Raw genomic sequence first — 18,074 nt, 5'->3', positions numbered from 1 at the left:
GGCGGCGCTTCGCAATGAAGCGCCAGCATGCTGGGCGTAAGCGGTAAATTGAGTTATTAACAGCGCACATCTTTCCCGAGGCTGCCAGGACATGTCCGCCAATCAGCGCCAGCACCCGCGTACGCCGATGAAGTGCCGTATCAAGATCTGCCACCCGAGCTTCGGCGAAATTGTTGCCCAGACCCAGGACCTGTCCGATGGTGGTGTGTACGTCAAACATCAGGACCTGGTCGCGCTGGAACCGGGCACCCGGGTGACCGGCCAGGTCCAGGACCTGCCCATCGAGGCGCCGATTCTGGAGATGGAGGTCATGCGCGTCACTCCCGAGGGTGTGGGGCTGCGCTTTATCCGCGACTGAATCCAACGGGCCGGCGCCCTGCTCCGCCGGCCTCGTTCGTTGTGCCTACAGCTTGGCCTTCACCGCCGCCAGACCATCGCCGCCGTCACGGGTTTTCACGCCTGCCAGCCAGCCGTCCAGCACCTCGGGGTTGGCCTTGATCCAGTTCCTGATTGCCGTGGCACTGGCCACCTTGCGGTTGAGCACCTCGTCCATGATGGTGTTCTCCATGTCCTGGGTGAACTTCAGGTTGGTCAGCAGTTTGCCCACGTTCGGGCATTCGGCAACAAAGCCCTTGCGCGCCAGGGTATTCACCGAGCCGGTGCTGCCGAAGAATTTCTCGCCACCCTTGAGGTACTGCATGTCGAACTGCACGTTCATCGGGTGCGGCGTCCAGCCGAGGAACACCACGAACTGGCCGCGTTTCTCGGCGCGGCCGACCTGCACCAGCATGGCCTGCTCACTGGATTCGACCAGTTGCCAGTCGCCCAGGCCGAACTCGTCGTTGGCGATCATCTGGCGTATGTAATCGTTGGCTGGCGAGCCGGAGCCGATGCCGTAGATCTTCTTGCCGAAGCGGGCGGCGAATTTGTCCAGGTCCTTGAAGTCCTGTACGCCCTCTTCGTAGGCATAGGTCGGCACGGCCAGGGTGTATTCGGTGCCGCCGAGGTTCTCGACCACCTTGTCGATCTGCCCGCTGGCCACGTAGCGGTCATAGTCGTGCTGGCCGGCCGGCATCCAGTTGCCGAGAAACACGTCGACCTGACCTTTCTGCAGGCCGGCGAAGATGATCGGCACGGCCAGGGTACGGGTCTGCGGTTTGTAGCCCAGCCCATCGAGCAGCAGGCTGGCGATGCCGTTGGTGACCGCGATGTCGCTCCAGCCCGGGTCGGCCAGGCTGACGTTGGCGCACTTGGCGTCTTCGGCGTGTACCTGAACGCTGGCGAAAATGGCCAGCAGGCCGGCGGCAATCAAGGTCTTGAAGGGCTTCATCGGCGGTGTCCTTGTGCGTGAGGAAGCCGTAACCCTAGCAGATGAAGGGGGGGATTTTTGCCACCGTTGCAAGGCACCCGAAACGCATACCGTTCGTCGCTCGAGATGAGCAGAATTGAACCCATCGCTGTCATGGGCTGTCCGTCCACAGGACGTGCGGAGCACTCTCATATTTCATTGTTTAGGTTGCAAGTGGCTGATTCAGGAAAGGATTCACGGCGGCTTGGCTTGCGTCTCTTTCTTTCTGGGTCAACGAATTGAATAAATTTATCGTCTCTCTGATTTTAGGCAGCACCCTTTTATGTGCTGCGGCTGGCAATGCATCCGCCAGCTTCCGGGTTCACCTGCAGGACGGCAGCAGCCGTATCGTCGCCCCTGCCAAGCCCGATCCGAATTCCTCCCAGGCTGTCGTCAACCGCGCACTGAGCGCGCTGGGCACACCCTATCGCTGGGGCGGCACCAGCCCCGATCACGGCTTCGATTGCAGCGGCCTGGTCAAATACGCCTTCAAGCAGGTCGATGACCTCGACCTGCCGCGCACCTCCCGTGGCCTCGCCCGTTTTGACGGCCCCAAGGTGTCCAAGGGTGATCTGGAACCTGGCGACCTGCTGTTCTTCCGCCTTCGCGGGCGCAGCGTCGATCATGTGGCCATCTACCTGGGCAACGACCGCTTCATTCATGCACCACGTCGCGGCACCAACGTGCGCATCGACAAGCTCAGCGACGGCTACTGGAAAAAGCATTTCCAGCTGGCCCGCCGGGTGATGCCCGAAGGCGCGCAGTTGGCTAGCAACGGCTGACGGGAACGGCGAACGACTGTTATGTGGCGGGAGCGGCCGTTCGTTCCCGCAGGATGGACTGGTGATTATCTGTGGGAGCGGGCCATGCCCGCGAAAAATCAAGGGCATGGACTAGGCGTCACCGCCCGTACCGACATGAGGCCGCCAGCATTACCGAGTTGTTTATGTGCTCGGTTCCGCTCTGACGAGCGGGTTACTTTTGGCATTGCCCCAAAAGTAACCAAAAGGTCTAGCCCCGCCATCCGGCCCCAGCTTCGCTGGGGTTCCCTCGCTCCATCATTGCTCCGGGGGCCGGCCTGGAAGGGCCGTCCCTGGCCCATCAGGCCTCTCGCCGCGTCCATGCGGCTCGTCCCCCTGCACAATGATTCCACTCGGCCTCCTGAAGGGGCGATTGGCGTCGTCAGTTACTTTTGCGCAAGAAAGACATTACAAAGCCAGCGATGACCGTCCGCTTTTGCCTTCGAAGCGTCACCAATCAAAGAGGCTCGTCATCCGCCGGGCGGGCTGTCGCAAGTGCAGCCCAGGCAGTACACTGCGCGCCGCTTCCAGCCATATCGGCTGAGGCAATGGGTTCCCTAACCCCATTTCCCGAAAAAGGACATCCCATGACCCTGCTCCCTGCATCGGTCAGTCGCACCGTATTGGCTGCGCTGATCGCCTTTCACATCCTCATCATCATCGCCAGCAACTACCTGGTGCAGCTGCCGATGACTGTCTTTGGTTGGCACACCACTTGGGGCGCGTTCAGCTTCCCGTTCATCTTTCTGGCCACCGACCTGACCGTTCGCCTGATCGGCAAACACGCCGCGCGCGTGGTGATTGCCCGCGTCATGCTGCCGGCGCTGGTCGCCTCCTACATCGTCTCGGTGCTGTTCCATGAAGGTGCGTTCGGTGGCGTTGCGGCGCTGGGCGAATTCAACCTGTTCGTGTTCCGCATCGCCCTGGCCAGCTTCCTGGCCTATGTGCTCGGCCAACTGCTCGACATCCAGGTATTCGACCGCCTGCGCAAACTCAAGCACTGGTGGGTCGCCCCGGCCGCCTCCAGCGTATTCGGCCAGGCCATGGACACCCTGGCGTTCTTCTCCATCGCCTTCTGGCAGAGCAGCGACCCGTTCATGGCCGCCAACTGGGTGGAGATCGCCATGGTGGATTACGTGATCAAGCTGGCGGTCAGCCTGGCGCTGTTCGTGCCGCTATACGGCATGCTGCTTAGCGCCATCGTGCGCCGGGTACCGCAGCGCACCGTGCTGAACTGAGACAGGCACGAACAAAAACGCCGGATCCCCCTACGGGAGTCCGGCGTTTTTCGTTGCCTGGCGGGTGGTTCAGCGCGACGGCATGGCCAGCGGCAACGCCTGCAAGCGCGACAGGTGCAGGGCCACGGCCAGGGATATCAACAGCAGCGAGCCGATGAACAGGCCCAGGCCATCCCAGCCGCCAGCCTGCCAGAACACCCCGCCCAGGGTGCCGGCGACGCTGGAACCCAGGTAGTAGCAGAACAGATACAGCGACGATGCCTGGCCTTTTGCCTGGGTGGCGCGGCGGCCGATCCAGCTGCTCGACACCGAGTGGGCGCCGAAGAAGCCGAAGGTGAACAGCAGCATGCCCACCAGGATCACCGGCAGCACGTCGAACAGGGTCAGCACCAGGCCAGCCAGCATCAGGCCGATCACCGCCCAGAGCACCTTGCGGCGACCCAGCTTGTCGGCCAGGGCGCCGATCTGTGCGGAGCTGTAGATGCCCGACAGGTAGACGATCGACAGCAGGCCAATGCTGGTCTGGTCGAGCTTGAAGGGAGCCTCGATCAGCCGATAGCCGATGTAGTTGAACAGCGTCACGAAGGCGCCCATGAGCAGGAAGCCCTGCAGGAACAGCCATGGCAGGCCGGCATCGCGGAACTGCAAGGTGTAGCCCTGCAGCAGGCTGCGCGGGCGCAGCGAGCGAGGGCGGAAGTTGCGTGACTCGGGCAGCAGGCGCCAGAACGCCGCGCCGGCCAGCAGGCCCAGGCCTCCGAGGGTACCGAGCACCGCGTGCCAGGACATGAAGTCGACCAGCACGCCACTGAGCAGGCGGCCACTCATGCCACCGATGGCGTTGCCACCGATATACACGCCCATGGCCAGGCCCAGGTGCAGCGGGTCGATTTCTTCGCTCAGGTAACTCATGGCTACGGCGGCCAGGCCGCTGAGCGCCAGGCCGACCAGGGCACGCATCACCAGCACCCCTTCCCAGGTCGGCATCAGCGCGCTGCCGACGGTGAACAGGGCGGCGGCGAGCAGCGATACCACCATTACCGGTTTGCGGCCGAGGGCATCGGACAGCGGCCCGGTTATCAACAGACCAAGGGCCAGAGTAATGGTGGAAACGGAGAGAACCAGGCTGCTCTGCGCGGCGCTGAGCGCGAACTGCTGCGCCAGCATCGGCATCATCGGCTGTACGCAATAGAGCAGCGCAAAGGTGGCGAAACCGCCGCTGCACATGGCAAGAATGGTGCGCAGGAAGGCGCGGGTGCCCTTCTGGATGTAAACGGGCTCAAGCGGGGCGCTGCGGGGGGCAGGCTCCTCGGAGTGGGCGTTGACGCACTCGTCCGGTGCGTGTGGAACGGGCTGACTCATTGCTTCCTCATGACCGTACTTTTCCCAGGCAGAACGCCGCCGCATGCGCTGGCGCTGGCCAGCACGGGTGGTTGTTGTTATTGGGAATAGAGTCAGGATAAATAGCCAGGCAAGTTCTTTCCAATATAATATTCGACCTAATCGATACGTTAAGCGACCTATTGGAGTGAGCATGGAATTGCGCCATCTGCGCTATTTCGTCGCCGTAGCCGAAGAGCTGCATTTCGGCCGCGCCGCCGACCTGCTGGGCATCTCCCAGCCGCCGCTGAGTCAGCAGATCCAGGCGCTGGAGCAGGAACTCGGGGTGCGTCTGTTCGAGCGCAGCAACCGCCATGTGGCGCTGACCGATGCCGGGCGGCTGTTTCTCGAGGAAACCCGGCAAACCCTGGCCCAGGTCAGCAAGTCGGTAGACGTGGTACGGCGTGCCGAACAGGGCGAGATAGGCGAGCTGCAGATCGGCTTTACCGCCTCGGCGCCTTTCGTGTCGATCATTCCCCGGGCGGTATTCGCCTTTCGCCAGGCGTTCCCCGCGGTGCACCTCAACTTGCAGGAGATGACCAGCCGCCAGGTCAGTCAGGCGCTGCTGGAAAAGAAGCTGCAGATCGGCATGATTCGCCCGCTGGAACTCCCCACCGAGCTGGATGCGGTTGAGCTGCTCAGCGAACCGTTGGTGACCTTGCTGCATGCCGGCCACCCGCTGGCTGGCGAACAGGATCGAGGGCTGGCTCTGGCCGAATTGGCCGATGAGCCCTTCGTTTATTTTCCGCGCAATTATGGCTCGGGCCTGTATGGGCAGTTCTTCAACCTGGCCCGGCAGGCCGGTTTCACCCCGCGGGTTACCCAGGAGGCCAACGAAGCGCTGACCATCATCGGCCTGGTGGCGGCGGGGCTTGGGGTTTCGGTACTGCCGGCATCGTTCCGACGTATCCGCATCGATGGCGTGGTGTTCCGCACCCTGATGGACGCAGATGCCACCACTGCGGTGTGGCTGGTCAAGCGCCGCCAGGAACGCTCGCCGCTGGCCCAGGCCTTTGTCGACCTGCTTACCAGGGAAGTGCAGGCCCTCAAGTAGTTGAGGTGGCCGCTGGTTCGTGGCCCGGGCGAGTGCCGCGCCACCCGGGCTAGGGACTGTTCGTGGTTCAAGCGCCGGCGTTCTTGTCCAGCTTGCGCAGAAACACGGTCATTTCCTTTTCCGCCTGCTTGTCACCTTTCGCCTGCGCCGCCTGCAGCCCGCTCTGCCAGGCATTGCGCGCCGCTTCGAGATTGCCGGCAGATTGATGGGCCTTGCCGAGCAGTTTCCAGGCCGCCGAGTACTGCGGGTCGTGCTCGACGCAGCGCTGCAGGTGTTCGGCGGCCCGGGCGGCATCGCCGGCGTCCAGATAACCCTTGCCGAGACCGAAGCGCAGCAGCGAGTTATCCACACCCTTGGCGAGCATCTTTTCCAGTGCGTCGGTGCTCATGGGGGCTCCCTAGAAGAAGGTCAGGCCAACCTGGAACAGCCGTTCCACGTCGCGGATGTGCTTCTTGTCCATCAGAAACAGGATCACGTGGTCGCCGGATTCGATGACCGTCACGTCGTGGGCGATCAATACCTGTTCGTCGCGGATGATCGCGCCGATGGTGGCGCCCTGCGGTAACGAGATGTCCTTGATGGCCTTGCCGACCACCTTGCTCGAGCGCGCGTCGCCGTGGGCGATCACTTCCAGGGCCTCGGCGGCGCCACGGCGCAGCGAGTGCACGCTTTCGATATCGCCGCGCCGCACGTGAGTCAGCAGGCTGCCGATGGTGGCCAGCTGTGGGCTGATGGCGATGTCGATCTCGCCACCCTGGATCAGGTCGACGTAGGCCGGGTTGTTGATCAGCGTCATCACCTTGCGTGCACCCAGGCGCTTGGCCAGCAGCGAGGACATGATGTTGGCCTCGTCGTCGTTGGTCAGGGCCAGGAAGATGTCGGCATCCTTGATGTTCTCTTCCACCAGCAGGTCGCGGTCCGACGAGCTGCCCTGCAGCACGATGGTGCTTTCCAGGTTTTCCGAGAGGTAGCGGCAGCGCGCCGGGTTCATCTCGATGATCTTCACCTGGTAGCGGCTCTCGATGGCTTCGGCCAGGCGCTCGCCGATATGCCCACCGCCGGCGATCACCACCCGCTTGTATTCGTTCTCGACCCGGCGCATCTCGCTCATCACCGCGCGGATGTCGGCCTTGGCGGCGATGAAGAACACCTCGTCATCGGCCTCTATCACCGTATCGCCCTGGGGCATGATCGCCCGGTCGCGGCGGAAGATCGCCGCCACCCGGGTGTCGACCTTGGGCATGTGCTGGCGGATCTGCTTGAGCTGCTGACCGACCAGCGGGCCCCCGTAGTACGCCTTGACGCCGACCAGCTGAGCCTTGCCCTCGGCGAAGTCGATCACCTGCAGGGCGCCGGGGTATTCGATCAGGCGCTTGATGTAGTTGGTCACCACCTGCTCGGGGCTGATCAGCACGTCGACCGGGATGGCCTCGTTGTCGAACAGCGCTTCGCGGGTTAGGTAGGCCGCTTCGCGCACCCGGGCGATGCGCGTTGGCGTATGGAACAGGGTATAGGCGACCTGGCAGGCGATCATGTTGACTTCGTCGCTGTTGGTCACCGCCACCAGCATGTCGGCATCGTCGGCGCCAGCCTGGCGCAGTACGGTCGGGAACGAGCCCTTGCCCTGCACGGTACGGATGTCGAGGCGGTCGCCGAGGTCGCGCAGGCGATCACCGTCGGTGTCCACCACGGTGATGTCGTTGGCCTCGCTGGCCAGGTGCTCGGCCAGGGTGCCGCCGACCTGGCCGGCGCCGAGGATGATGATCTTCATCGGGTTGCTCCTGCGGCTGCGATCTTGATCAGCTTGGCATAGTAGAAGCCGTCATGGCCGTCCTGCTGGGCGAGCAACTGGCGGCCATGGGGCTGCTTGAGGCCAAACGGGCCGCTGATGTCCAGCTCGCGGGCACCCGGCGTGCGTTCGAGAAACGCGCCGATGACTTCGGTGTTTTCCGTCGGCAACGTCGAGCAGGTGGCGTACAGCAGGATGCCGCCAACTTCGAGGGCCGACCACATGGCGTCGAGCAGCTCGCCTTGCAGGGTGGCCAGGGCCGGAATGTCATCGGCCTTGCGGGTCAGCTTGATGTCCGGGTGGCGGCGGATCACGCCGGTGGCCGAGCAGGGCGCATCGAGGAGGATGCGCTGGAACGGCTTGCCGTCCCACCAGGCAGCCGTGTCGCGGCCATCGGCGGCGATCAGTTTGGCGTCGAGGCCCAGGCGGTCGAGGTTTTCGCGCACGCGCAGCAGGCGTTTGGCTTCCAGATCCACGGCGACTACTTCGCTCAAGCCCGGCTCGGCTTCGAGCAGGTGGCAGGTCTTGCCGCCTGGCGCTGCGCAGGCGTCGAGTACGCGCTGGCCGGGGGCCAGTTGCAGCAGGTCGGCGGCCAGTTGCGCGGCTTCGTCCTGCACGCTGACGTGGCCCTCGGTGAAGCCCGGCAGCAGCGTCACGTCGCAGGCCTGCAGCAGGCGGATGCCGTCGCGGCTGAAGGTGCAGGGTTCGGCCTCGAAACCGACCTGGCGCAGCCGCGTCAGGTAGTCATCGCGGCTGCCGTGGCGTCGGTTGACCCGCAGGATCAGCGGCGGATGCGCATTGTTGGCGGCACAGATGGCCTGCCAGTGCTCGGGCCAGAAGGCCTTGAGCTGCTTCTGCAGCCAGCGCGGGTGGGCGGTGTGCAGCACCGGGTCGCGGTCCAGTTCGGTCAGAATACTTTCACTGTCGCGCTGGGCGTTGCGCAGCACGGCGTTGAGCAGGCCCTTGGCCGAGGTCTTCTTCAGCTTGTCGACGCAGCCGACGGTCTCGCCGATGGCCGCGTGGGCCGGAATACGGGTGTAGAACAACTGGTAGAGGCCGACCAGCAGCAGGGCTTCGAGGTCGCGGTCGCCATCCTTGAAGGGCTTGCGCAGCAGCTTGCCGGCGATCAGTTCGAGGCGTGGCTGCCAGCGTGCGGCGCCAAAGGCCAGATCCTGGGCGAGGCCGCGGTCGCGGGCCTCGACCTTGTCGAGCAGCGGCGGCAGGCTGGTGCCCAGCGACGCCTTGCCTTCGAGCACCGCGGCCAGGGCGCGGGCTGCTGCCAGCCTGGGGTTCATGCCAGCACCGTGCCGACGGCGAACTGCTCGCGGCGGCTGTTGTACAGATCGCTGAAGTTCAGCGCCTTGCCGCCAGGCAATTGCAGGCGGGTGAGCAGCAGGGCGCCGCTGCCGCAGGCGACGGTCAGGCCGTCCTTGCTGGTGGCGAGAATTTCCCCGGGCTGGCCCTGGCCTTCACCGATACGAGCAGCCAGTACCTTGAGCGGGGCCTCGTTCAGGGAGCTGTGGCAGATCGGCCAGGGATTGAAGGCGCGGATCAAGCGTTCCAGCTCATCGGCCGGGTGGCTCCAGTCGATACGCGCCTCGTCCTTGTTGAGCTTGTGGGCGTAGTTGGCCAGGGCGTCGTCCTGCACTTCGCCCATCAGCGTGCCGCTGGCCAGGCCGGCGATGGCTTCGATCACTGCCGGTGGGCCGAGCTCGGCCAGGCGGTCGTGCAGGCTGCCGCCGGTATCTTCGGCAGTGATCGGTGTGCGCACCTTGAGCAGCATCGGCCCGGTGTCCAGCCCGGCTTCCATCTGCATAACGGTCACGCCGCTCTCGGCATCACCGGCCTGTACGGCGCGCTGGATCGGCGCCGCACCACGCCAGCGCGGCAGCAGCGAGGCGTGGCTGTTGATGCAGCCGAAGCGCGGGATATCCAGCACCGCCTGGGGCAGGATCAGGCCATAGGCGACCACCACCAGCAGATCCGGCTCCAGCGCCGCCAGTTCGGCTTGCGCCGCGGCGTCCTTGAGGCTCGGCGGCTGCAGTACGGCAATGGCGTTTTCCACAGCGAGCTGCTTGACCGGGCTGGGCATCAGCTTCTGGCCGCGGCCGGCCGGGCGATCCGGCTGGGTGTACACCGCGACGATCTGGTGCGGCGTGTTGAGCAGGGCCTTGAGGTGGGCGGCGGCGAATTCCGGGGTGCCGGCGAAAACGATACGCAGAGCTTCGGTCATGGGGTCTCGCTTTGACTGGATGCTGGAAAAACAAAAGGCTTGCCGCGGCAAGCCTTTGCTGTGGGCCCGATCAGGCCTGCTGGCGGTGCTGCTTTTCGAGCTTCTTCTTGATGCGGTCGCGCTTGAGCGTGGACAGGTAGTCGACGAACAGCTTGCCGTTTAGGTGATCGCACTCGTGCTGGATGCACACCGCGAGCAGGCCCTCGGCGATCATCTCGAACGGCTTGCCGTCGCGATCCAGGGCGTTGATCTTCACTTTCTGCGGGCGGTCGACGTTCTCGTAGAAGCCGGGCACCGACAGGCAGCCTTCCTGGTACTGGTCCATCTCCTCGGTCAGCGACTCGAAGGTGGGGTTGATGAACACCAGCGGCTCGCTCTTGTCTTCGGACAGGTCCATCACCACCACGCGCTTGTGCACATTCACCTGGGTAGCGGCGAGGCCGATCCCGGGGGCGTCGTACATGGTTTCGAACATGTCGTCGATCAGCTGACGCAGGGCGTCATCGACCACGTCCACCGGCTTGGCGATGGTCCGCAGGCGCGGATCGGGAAATTCGAGAATGTTTAAAATCGCCATAATACGTTTGTGATGCACTTGTGGAATAAATTCAAAATCCGCTGCTAAGATGACGCAAGCATTCAAAAAACGGCGTCAAGCCGCGGATTTACTGGGCTCTGTCGCAGCGCTAGGGCGCTTCACGCGAAGGCACATCATAAAGGGATTCACCGCATGAGGAAATCACTACTCGCCCTGCTGCTGGTCGGCGCGAGCAGCCTGGCGCAGACCGGGCTCGCCCTGGCCGACGTGCAGCTCAAGGATGGTCATCCCGACCGCTACACGGTCGTCAAGGGCGACACCCTCTGGGATATCTCCGGCAAGTTCCTCAGCCAACCGTGGAAGTGGCCGGAAATCTGGCACGCCAACCCCCAGGTGCAGAACCCCCATCTGATCTACCCCGGTGATGTGCTGAGCCTCGTCTATATCGATGGCAAGCCGCGTCTGGTGCTGGGCCGCGGTGATTCGCGCGGCACCATCAAGCTGTCGCCGAAGGTGCGCAGCACGCCGATGGCCGAGGCCATCCCGACCATTCCGCTGGAGGCGATCAACAGCTTCCTGCTCAAGAACCGCATCGTCGACTCCCCGGAACAGTTCCAGAGCGCGCCCTATATCGTCGCCGGCAATGCCGAGCGTGTGGTCAGCGGCGCTGGCGACCGTGTGTATGCCCGCGGCAGCTTCGACCCGGCGGCGCCGGTTTACGGCATCTTCCGTCAGGGCAAGACCTACACCGATCCGGTGACCAAGGAATTTCTCGGTATCAACGCCGATGACATCGGCGGTGGCGAAATCATCGCCGAGGAAGAGGGCGTCGGTACCCTCAACCTGACCCGCACCACCCAGGAAGTGCGCAACGGCGACCGCCTGTTCCCCACCGAAGAGCGGGCGATCAATTCGACCTTCATGCCCAGCGAGCCGAAGACCGAGATCAAGGGCCTGATCCTCGACGTGCCACGCGGCGTCAGCCAGATCGGCCAGTTCGATGTGGTCACCCTCAACAAGGGCGCCCGCGATGGCTTGGAGATCGGCAACGTACTGGCGGTCTACAAGACCGGCGAAACCGTACGCGACCGGGTTACCGGCGAGTCTGTGAAGATCCCCGACGAGCGCGCCGGCATGCTGATGGTGTTCCGCACCTACGACAAGCTCAGCTACGGCATGATCCTCAATGCCTCGCGGCAGTTGGCGGTGATGGACAAGGTACGCAATCCGTAACACCTGCAAGCCCCGCCCACGCGGGGCTTGTGCTAGGGTCTGTTCGCGTTTCACGCACGGCCGCGCCGGCCCTGCGGGTTGCGCGGGAAATGACCTCCGCTGTCGTTGCAGGACTTGGCAAGGGAGCGACCATTACCTGCGTCCTGCGCCTAACCGGAGGCCATTTTTCGCAGCAACGCGACTCGCGCTGAAGCGCGAACAGACCCTCCGATAGGGCCCACGATCAAGGATGATCCGCCATGTCGCCCTCGCTTTCTCCTGCCGAACTCGAAGCCCGTCTGCGCCTGCATTGCCTGCCGGAGCTGGGCCCCAAACGATTCCATAAACTGCTCAGCGCCTTCGACAGCGCCTCGGCCGCCCTGAGTGCGCCGGCTAGCGCCTGGCGCTCGCTCGGCTTGCCCTTGGCCTGCAGCGAGGCGCGGCGCAGCCCGGAGATTCGTGAACGGGCGCGCCGGGCCCTGGAATGGTTGCAAATGCCTGGCCAGCAACTGGTGATGTGGGACGAGGCGAATTATCCAGCCTTGCTCGCCGAGATCGCCGACGCGCCGCCGCTGCTGTTCGTGGCCGGCGACCCGACGCTGCTGGAGCGCCCGCAGCTGGCCATGGTCGGCAGTCGGCGCGCCTCGCGGCCGGGCCTGGACACTGCTCACAGCTTCGCGCGCAGCCTGGCGCGTGGTGGTTTCGTGGTCACCAGCGGGCTGGCCCTGGGCATCGATGGCGCTGCCCACCAGGGTGCCCTGGATGCCGACGGGCAGACCGTGGCAGTTCTCGGCACCGGATTGCAGTGCCTGTACCCGGCGCGCCACCAGCGCCTGGCCCGGGATATCGTCGAGCGCGGCGGGGCGCTGGTGTCCGAGCTGCCGCTGGACAGCCCACCCCAGGCCGCCAACTTCCCCCGTCGCAACCGCATCATTTCCGGCCTGTCGCTGGGCGTGCTGGTGGTCGAGGCCAGCCCGTCCAGCGGCTCGCTGATCACCGCGCGCCTGGCCGCCGAGCAGGGCCGCGAGGTGTACGCGATTCCCGGCTCCATCCACCACCCGGGTGCCAAGGGCTGCCACCAGCTGATCCGTGATGGCGCCACGTTGGTGGAGAGCATCGAGCATATTCTCGAAGCCCTGCGCGGTTGGCAGCAGTCACCAGCTGCCGAACAGGCCGTCGCTTCAACCCGGACCGATGTACATCCCTTGCTGGCTCTGTTGTATGCCGCACCGCACAGTAGTGAAGCTCTGGCCCATGCCGCCGGCTGGCCGTTGCCCGAGGTGTTGGCGGCGTTGACCGAGCTGGAGCTGGACGGTCTGGTCGCCTGCGAAGCCGGGCTTTGGACGGGCCGCAAGCCGTAATACACTGCGCCGAGTGTTTTTCGGCGGAGGTATGCATGGTCACCAGTTGGCAGGTTCAGCAGGCAGCGCGCGTGGTGCGTGCCGGTGGCGTGATCGCCTACCCGACCGAGGCGGTCTGGGGGCTGGGGTGCGACCCGTGGGACGAGATGGCCGTGGATCGGCTGCTGGCGCTCAAGGAGCGGCCGGTGCACAAGGGGTTGATTCTGGTGGCCGACACCATTCGCCAGTTCGACTTTCTGCTCGAAGACCTGCCAGAGGCCTGGCAGGACCGCCTGGCCAGCACCTGGCCGGGGCCCAACACCTGGCTGGTGCCACACCAGGATCGCTTGCCGCAGTGGATCACCGGTCAGCACGATACCGTGGCCCTGCGGGTCAGCGACCACCCGCGGGTGCGCGAGCTCTGTGCGCTGACCGGGCCGCTGGTGTCGACCTCGGCCAACCCAGCTGGTCGGCCGGCGGCGCGGTCACGTTTGCGGGTCGAACAGTACTTCCCACGGCAGCTGGATGCGGTGCTGGGTGGTGCCCTGGGTGGGCGGCGCAATCCGAGTGTAATTCGAGATTTGGTGACTGGTGACGTGCGCCGACCGGCCTGACGCTTGAAGGCAGAAGCGGCCGGTCGTGCTGCGATCTCAAACCTGCTCATATTGGTGGGCTGAAGCGGATCGCCGCCCGGCCCAGCCTACGAGGCTGGCACGATCTGTAGGGTGGGCTTTAGCCCACCGCTGCAAATGGCCGCTTTCGCCACTTTCCGGCCATAGAGACAAACCTCCAAAACGAAGGCAGCCGATCAGAGTGTTGATTGTTCCCACGCAGAGCGTGGGCACTATCGGTAAAAGCTTACGGCAACAGAATCGTCGAGCCCGTGGTCTTGCGTTCGCTGAGCAGCGTTTGTGCGGTAGCGGCGTCGCTGAGCGGGTAGCGCTGGCCGATCTCCACCTCGAGCTTGCCCTTGGCGATCATGCCGAACAGTTCGTCGGCCATCTTCTGCAGGCGCTCCGGGGTGTCGGCGTAGCTCGCCAGGGTCGGGCGGGTGACGTACAGCGAGCCCTTCTGCGCCAGGATGCCGAGGTTGACCCCGGTGACCGCACCCGAGGCATTGCCGAAGCTGACCAGCAGGCCACGCGGCGCCACGCAGTCGAGCGAGGTCTCCCAGGTGTCCTTGCCGACGCCGTCGTAGACCACCGGGCATTTCTTGCCGTCGGTCAGTTCCAGCACGCGCTGGGCGACGTTCTCGTGGCTATAGTCGATGGTCGCCCAGGCGCCCTGCTGCAGGGCGCGCTCGGCCTTTTTCGCCGAGCTCACGGTGCCGATCAGCTTGACGCCCAGGGCCTTGGCCCACTGGCAGGCGAAGGAGCCAACGCCGCCGGCAGCGGCATGAAAGAGGATGATGTCGCCGCTCTTCAGTTCGGCGGTCTGGCGCAACAGGTACTGCACGGTCAGGCCCTTGAGCATCACCGCGGCGGCCTGCTCGAAGCTGATCGCATCGGGCAGCTTGACCAGCTTGTCGGCCGGCAATACGTGCAGCTCGCTGTAGCCACCGAGCGGGCCGGTGGCGTAGGCCACCCGGTCACCGACCTGAAAGCCCTTGACCTCGGAGCCGATGGCATCGACGAAGCCGGCGCCTTCGGTACCCAGGCTGGAGGGCAGGGATGGCGGCGCGTACAGGCCGCTGCGGAAATAGGTGTCGATGAAGTTGAGGCCGATGGCCTGGTTGTGCACACGCACCTCGTGGGGGCCGGGCGCGGCAGGCTGGTAGTCGACGTATTCGAGAACCTCGGGGCCACCGTGGCGGCTGAACTGGATGCGTTTGGCCATCGTCTTGCTCCTGCTTGAAGAGTGAATGCAATAGACCCCGAGCGCTTCGCGGGGTTGAAACGATTTTGCTCAGCAGCGGAACGTCGCATCCGCCGTTGACCGGCGTCAACTGCGGAGCGCGAATGGCCGGTGCTATGCTAGCCGCCGATTTCGCCGCAACCAGGGTAAGCCCGTGAGTGACCAGACCGAGGCCGTAAAAGCCTACCTGCTCGACCTGCAAGACCGTATCTGTGCCGCGCTGCAACGCGAAGACGGCCAGGCCAGCTTCGCCGAAGACGCCTGGCAGCGTCCGGGTGGTGGCGGTGGGCGCACCCGGGTGATCGGTGATGGCGCGGTGATCGAGAAGGGCGGCGTCAACTTCTCCCACGTGTTCGGCGAGAACCTGCCGCCGTCGGCCAGTGCCCATCGTCCCGAGCTGGCCGGGCGCGGCTTCCAGGCCCTTGGCGTGTCGCTGGTGATCCACCCGCACAACCCGCACGTTCCCACCTCCCACGCCAACGTACGCTTCTTCAGCGCCGAGAAGGAGGGCGAGGAGCCGGTGTGGTGGTTCGGTGGTGGCTTCGACCTCACGCCTTATTACGGCAACGAAGAGGACTGCGTGCACTGGCACCGCGTTGCCGAACAGGCCTGCGCGCCCTTCGGTGCCGACGTCTACCCGCGCTACAAGGCCTGGTGCGACCGTTACTTCCACCTCAAGCACCGCGGCGAACCCCGCGGCATTGGCGGGCTGTTCTTCGACGACCTCAACGAATGGGGCTTCGACACCTGTTTCGCCTTTATCCGCGCCATCGGCGACGCCTATATCGACGCCTACCTGCCCATCGTGCAGCGCCGCAAGGCCAAGCCCTACACGCCGGCGCAGCGCGAATTCCAGGAATACCGCCGCGGCCGCTACGTGGAGTTCAACCTGGTGTTCGACCGCGGCACGCTGTTCGGCCTGCAGTCGGGCGGGCGTACCGAGTCGATCCTCATGTCGCTGCCGCCCCAGGTGCGCTGGGGCTATGACTGGAAGCCCGATCCGGGCAGCGAGGAAGCGCGCCTGACCGAGTATTTCCTCACCGACCGCGACTGGCTCGGCCTGCAGCAGGCTTGAAGCGCACCGCTAAAAGCTGCAGGCTTGCCGCTTTTGGCTTTTACGCGCGGGAACTCTAATGGATCGCTACGGTGTATTCGGCAACCCCATCGGCCACAGCAAGTCGCCGCTGATCCACCGGCTGTTCGCCGAGCAGACCGGTCAGCAGCTCAGCTACGAGGCGCTGCTGGCGCCGCTGGAGGATTTCGAAGGCTACGCCCGCGCCTTTTTCGCCGAGGGTCGCGGGGCCAACGTGACCGTGCCGTTCAAGGAGCAGGCTTTCGCCCTGGCCGACAGCCTGAGCGAGCGCGCCCGCCGTGCCGGTGCGGTGAATACCCTGAAGAAACTCGACGACGGCAGGCTGCTCGGCGACAACACCGACGGCGCCGGCCTGGTGCGCGACCTGACGGTGAACGCCGGCATCGACTTGCGCGGCAAGCGCATTCTGCTGCTCGGCGCCGGTGGCGCGGTACGTGGCATTCTCGAACCCTTTCTGGCCGAGCAGCCGCAGAGCCTGGTAATCGCCAACCGCACGGTGGACAAGGCCGAGCAGCTGGCCCGCCAGTTCGCCGACCTCGGCCCGGTGGTGGCCAGCGGTTTCGACTGGATCGATGCGCCGGTGGACCTGATCGTAAACGGCACCTCGGCCAGCCTGGCCGGCGAACTGCCGCCGATTGCCGCCAGCCTGATCCAGCCTGGCCACACCTGCTGCTACGACATGATGTACGGCGCCGGCCCCACCGCGTTCAACCGCTGGGCCGCCGAGCAGGGCGCCGCGCGCACCCTGGACGGCCTCGGCATGCTGGTCGAGCAGGCCGTCGAGGCATTCCACCTGTGGCGCGGTGTACGCCCGGACAGCGCCCCGGTGCTCGCCGAACTGCGTCGGCAACTGGCGGCAGGCTGATCCAGCCTACGGGGCTGTGCCGAATTCGTCATCGACGTGGGGCAAAGCGATCAAGCCAGCCGGCGGTCGCGACGCCAAGGTATAAGGCCGTATACGCCACTGATCTTATCGCCGCCACAGGAGCCCACGATGATTCGACTGACCTTGGACGAAGCCCACAACTTGTCCCTGTCCATCCTGCGCCATGCCGGTTTCAGCGAAGCGCAGGCCCAGGCGGTGACCGCCACCGTGCTGGCGGGTGAGCGCGATGGCTGCGCCTCTCACGGTCTGTACCGTGTGCTGGGCTGCGTCAGTTCGCTGAAGGCCGGCAAGGTGGTGGCCGATGCCGAGCCCGAGGTGATCGACCAGGCACCGTCGATCGTGCGCGTGGATGCCCGCGGCGGCTTCTCGCAACTGGCCTTTCAGGCGGGGTTGCCGGTGCTGGCCGAAAAGACCAGGGCCAACGGCATCGCGGCCTTGGCGATAAACCGCTGTGTGCATTTTTCCGCATTGTGGGTGGAAATCGAGCAGCTCACCGAAGCCGGGCTGGTGGCCCTGGCCTGTAACCCCAGCCATGCCTGGGTCGCGCCGGCTGGTGGCAGCAAGCCGATCTTCGGCACCAACCCGATCGCCTTTGGCTGGCCGCGCGCCGGCAAGCATCCGTTCATCTTCGACTTCGCCACCAGCGCCATCGCCCGTGGCGATATCGAGCTACACCGCCGTGCCGGCAAATCGATTCCGGAAGGCTGGGGCATCGATGCCAGTGGCCAACCGAGCACCGACGCCGAGGCGGTGATGAACGGCGCCATGCTGACCTTTGGCGGGCACAAGGGCTCGGCACTGGCGGCCATGGTGGAGCTGATCGCCGGGCCGCTGATCGGTGATCTGACCAGCGCCGAGTCGCTGGCCTACGACGCTGGCAGCAAGTCGTCGCCGTACCACGGCGAGCTGATCATCGCCCTCGACCCACAGCGCTTTCTCGGTGCGGCTGCCGATCAGCACCTGGCAAGGGCCGAGGCGCTGTTCGACGGCATCGAAGGGCAGGGCGCGCGGCTGCCTTCGCAGCGCCGCTACGACGCCCGTGCCCGTAGCCTGGTCGACGGTGTGCAGATCCCCCAGGCGCTCTACGACGACCTCAAGGCACTGCTCAGTTGATGCTGTAGCCGCGCCCGCTCAGGCATGCGCCCAGTGCGCGGCGGTAGTAGTCGATGGCGCTGACGGCTGGCGCGCTGACTGCGGTAGCCGGATCGAAACCGCTCTGGCTGACTGCCCAGCTGTGGCATTCGTAACGGTCGCGGGCCTGCAGGTCGGCGTTCCACATGTAGTAGGTGCCGGCCGCCACGAAGTACAGCAC

The 18,074-nt window shown here is 65.1% G+C and carries 19 protein-coding genes; 10 read left to right on the top strand and 9 right to left on the bottom strand.

Annotated features, from left to right (window positions below; all coding sequences use genetic code 11):
- The first annotated feature begins 91 nt into the window (after positions 1–91).
- A complete protein-coding gene (locus tag BM154_RS16715; RefSeq protein ID WP_074886536.1) occupies positions 92–358 on the top strand; it encodes a PilZ domain-containing protein in 267 nt (88 codons plus the stop codon).
- Positions 359–403: 45 nt separating this feature from the next.
- Here BM154_RS16715 and choX read toward each other — a convergent pair whose 3' ends face one another.
- The gene (gene choX / locus BM154_RS16710) at positions 404–1,330 is read right to left on the bottom strand and encodes a choline ABC transporter substrate-binding protein (protein ID WP_074886533.1); all 927 of its coding nucleotides are present in this window, start codon (positions 1,328–1,330) and stop codon (positions 404–406) included.
- 257 nt (positions 1,331–1,587) lie between these two features.
- On the opposite strand from choX, the gene BM154_RS16705 reads away from it, so the two are divergent.
- Together BM154_RS16705 and BM154_RS16700 are read left to right on the top strand one after the other, a co-directional pair.
- A complete protein-coding gene (locus BM154_RS16705; protein WP_074886530.1) occupies positions 1,588–2,130 on the top strand; it encodes a C40 family peptidase in 543 nt (180 codons plus the stop codon).
- 605 nt (positions 2,131–2,735) lie between these two features.
- On the top strand, positions 2,736–3,386 hold the full coding sequence (locus BM154_RS16700) for a 7-cyano-7-deazaguanine/7-aminomethyl-7-deazaguanine transporter (RefSeq protein ID WP_074886526.1): 651 nt from the start codon (positions 2,736–2,738) through the stop codon (positions 3,384–3,386).
- Positions 3,387–3,455: 69 nt separating this feature from the next.
- On the opposite strand, the gene BM154_RS16695 is transcribed toward BM154_RS16700, so the two are convergent.
- Positions 3,456–4,745, bottom strand: coding sequence for an MFS transporter (locus BM154_RS16695; protein WP_074886524.1), 1,290 nt, complete (start codon positions 4,743–4,745; stop codon positions 3,456–3,458).
- A gap of 172 nt (positions 4,746–4,917) precedes the next feature.
- On the opposite strand from BM154_RS16695, the gene BM154_RS16690 reads away from it, so the two are divergent.
- Positions 4,918–5,817 carry a LysR family transcriptional regulator gene (locus BM154_RS16690; RefSeq protein ID WP_074886521.1) on the top strand — a complete coding sequence of 300 codons (900 nt, stop codon included), beginning with the start codon at positions 4,918–4,920 and terminating at the stop codon, positions 5,815–5,817.
- Positions 5,818–5,884: 67 nt separating this feature from the next.
- Here BM154_RS16690 and BM154_RS16685 read toward each other — a convergent pair whose 3' ends face one another.
- The 5 genes from BM154_RS16685 to def all read right to left on the bottom strand — a co-directional run bounded on the left by BM154_RS16685 (position 5,885) and on the right by def (position 10,416).
- On the bottom strand, positions 5,885–6,205 hold the full coding sequence (locus BM154_RS16685; protein WP_074886518.1) for a tetratricopeptide repeat protein: 321 nt from the start codon (positions 6,203–6,205) through the stop codon (positions 5,885–5,887).
- 9 nt (positions 6,206–6,214) lie between these two features.
- The gene (trkA, locus tag BM154_RS16680) at positions 6,215–7,588 is read right to left on the bottom strand and encodes a Trk system potassium transporter TrkA (RefSeq protein WP_074886515.1); all 1,374 of its coding nucleotides are present in this window, start codon (positions 7,586–7,588) and stop codon (positions 6,215–6,217) included.
- A complete protein-coding gene (rsmB, locus tag BM154_RS16675) occupies positions 7,585–8,901 on the bottom strand; it encodes a 16S rRNA (cytosine(967)-C(5))-methyltransferase RsmB (protein WP_074886511.1) in 1,317 nt (438 codons plus the stop codon). Before rsmB ends, trkA begins: the two co-directional genes overlap by 4 nt.
- Positions 8,898–9,839, bottom strand: a complete 942-nt coding sequence (fmt, locus tag BM154_RS16670; RefSeq protein ID WP_074886508.1) for a methionyl-tRNA formyltransferase — start codon at positions 9,837–9,839, stop codon at positions 8,898–8,900. Before fmt ends, rsmB begins: the two co-directional genes overlap by 4 nt.
- A gap of 70 nt (positions 9,840–9,909) precedes the next feature.
- Positions 9,910–10,416, bottom strand: coding sequence for a peptide deformylase (gene def, locus BM154_RS16665; protein ID WP_027904102.1), 507 nt, complete (start codon positions 10,414–10,416; stop codon positions 9,910–9,912).
- Positions 10,417–10,569: 153 nt separating this feature from the next.
- Here def and BM154_RS16660 point away from each other — a divergent pair, with 153 nt between their 5' ends.
- The 3 genes from BM154_RS16660 to tsaC all read left to right on the top strand — a co-directional run bounded on the left by BM154_RS16660 (position 10,570) and on the right by tsaC (position 13,543).
- Positions 10,570–11,610, top strand: a complete 1,041-nt coding sequence (locus BM154_RS16660) for a LysM peptidoglycan-binding domain-containing protein (RefSeq protein WP_074886505.1) — start codon at positions 10,570–10,572, stop codon at positions 11,608–11,610.
- 239 nt (positions 11,611–11,849) lie between these two features.
- Positions 11,850–12,950, top strand: a complete 1,101-nt coding sequence (gene dprA / locus BM154_RS16655) for a DNA-processing protein DprA (RefSeq protein WP_074886502.1) — start codon at positions 11,850–11,852, stop codon at positions 12,948–12,950.
- Positions 12,951–12,985: 35 nt separating this feature from the next.
- Positions 12,986–13,543: an L-threonylcarbamoyladenylate synthase type 1 TsaC gene (gene tsaC, locus BM154_RS16650; RefSeq protein ID WP_074886499.1), complete on the top strand. Its 558-nt coding sequence runs from the start codon at positions 12,986–12,988 to the stop codon at positions 13,541–13,543.
- A gap of 244 nt (positions 13,544–13,787) precedes the next feature.
- Here the strand turns inward: tsaC and BM154_RS16645 are convergent, their stop codons facing one another.
- The gene (locus tag BM154_RS16645) at positions 13,788–14,765 is read right to left on the bottom strand and encodes an NADPH:quinone reductase (RefSeq protein WP_074886496.1); all 978 of its coding nucleotides are present in this window, start codon (positions 14,763–14,765) and stop codon (positions 13,788–13,790) included.
- 172 nt (positions 14,766–14,937) lie between these two features.
- On the opposite strand from BM154_RS16645, the gene hemF reads away from it, so the two are divergent.
- The 3 genes from hemF to BM154_RS16630 all read left to right on the top strand — a co-directional run bounded on the left by hemF (position 14,938) and on the right by BM154_RS16630 (position 17,875).
- Positions 14,938–15,858, top strand: coding sequence for an oxygen-dependent coproporphyrinogen oxidase (gene hemF, locus BM154_RS16640; protein ID WP_074886493.1), 921 nt, complete (start codon positions 14,938–14,940; stop codon positions 15,856–15,858).
- A 58-nt stretch (positions 15,859–15,916) separates the two neighbouring features.
- On the top strand, positions 15,917–16,741 hold the full coding sequence (gene aroE, locus BM154_RS16635; RefSeq protein WP_074886489.1) for a shikimate dehydrogenase: 825 nt from the start codon (positions 15,917–15,919) through the stop codon (positions 16,739–16,741).
- Between the two features lie 129 nt (positions 16,742–16,870).
- The gene (locus tag BM154_RS16630) at positions 16,871–17,875 is read left to right on the top strand and encodes an Ldh family oxidoreductase (protein ID WP_074886488.1); all 1,005 of its coding nucleotides are present in this window, start codon (positions 16,871–16,873) and stop codon (positions 17,873–17,875) included.
- Here the strand turns inward: BM154_RS16630 and BM154_RS24675 are convergent.
- Positions 17,868–18,074 (bottom strand): hypothetical protein, encoded by a 207-nt coding sequence (locus BM154_RS24675; RefSeq protein WP_249042784.1) that lies wholly within the window; start codon positions 18,072–18,074, stop codon positions 17,868–17,870. The genes BM154_RS16630 and BM154_RS24675 overlap by 8 nt on opposite strands.

This window comes from Phytopseudomonas argentinensis (assembly GCF_900113905.1).
GTDB classification, from domain to species: domain Bacteria; phylum Pseudomonadota; class Gammaproteobacteria; order Pseudomonadales; family Pseudomonadaceae; genus Aquipseudomonas; species Aquipseudomonas argentinensis.
Note: the sequence above shows the minus strand (reverse complement) of the source record. Positions and strands in the feature narration are given on the sequence as shown.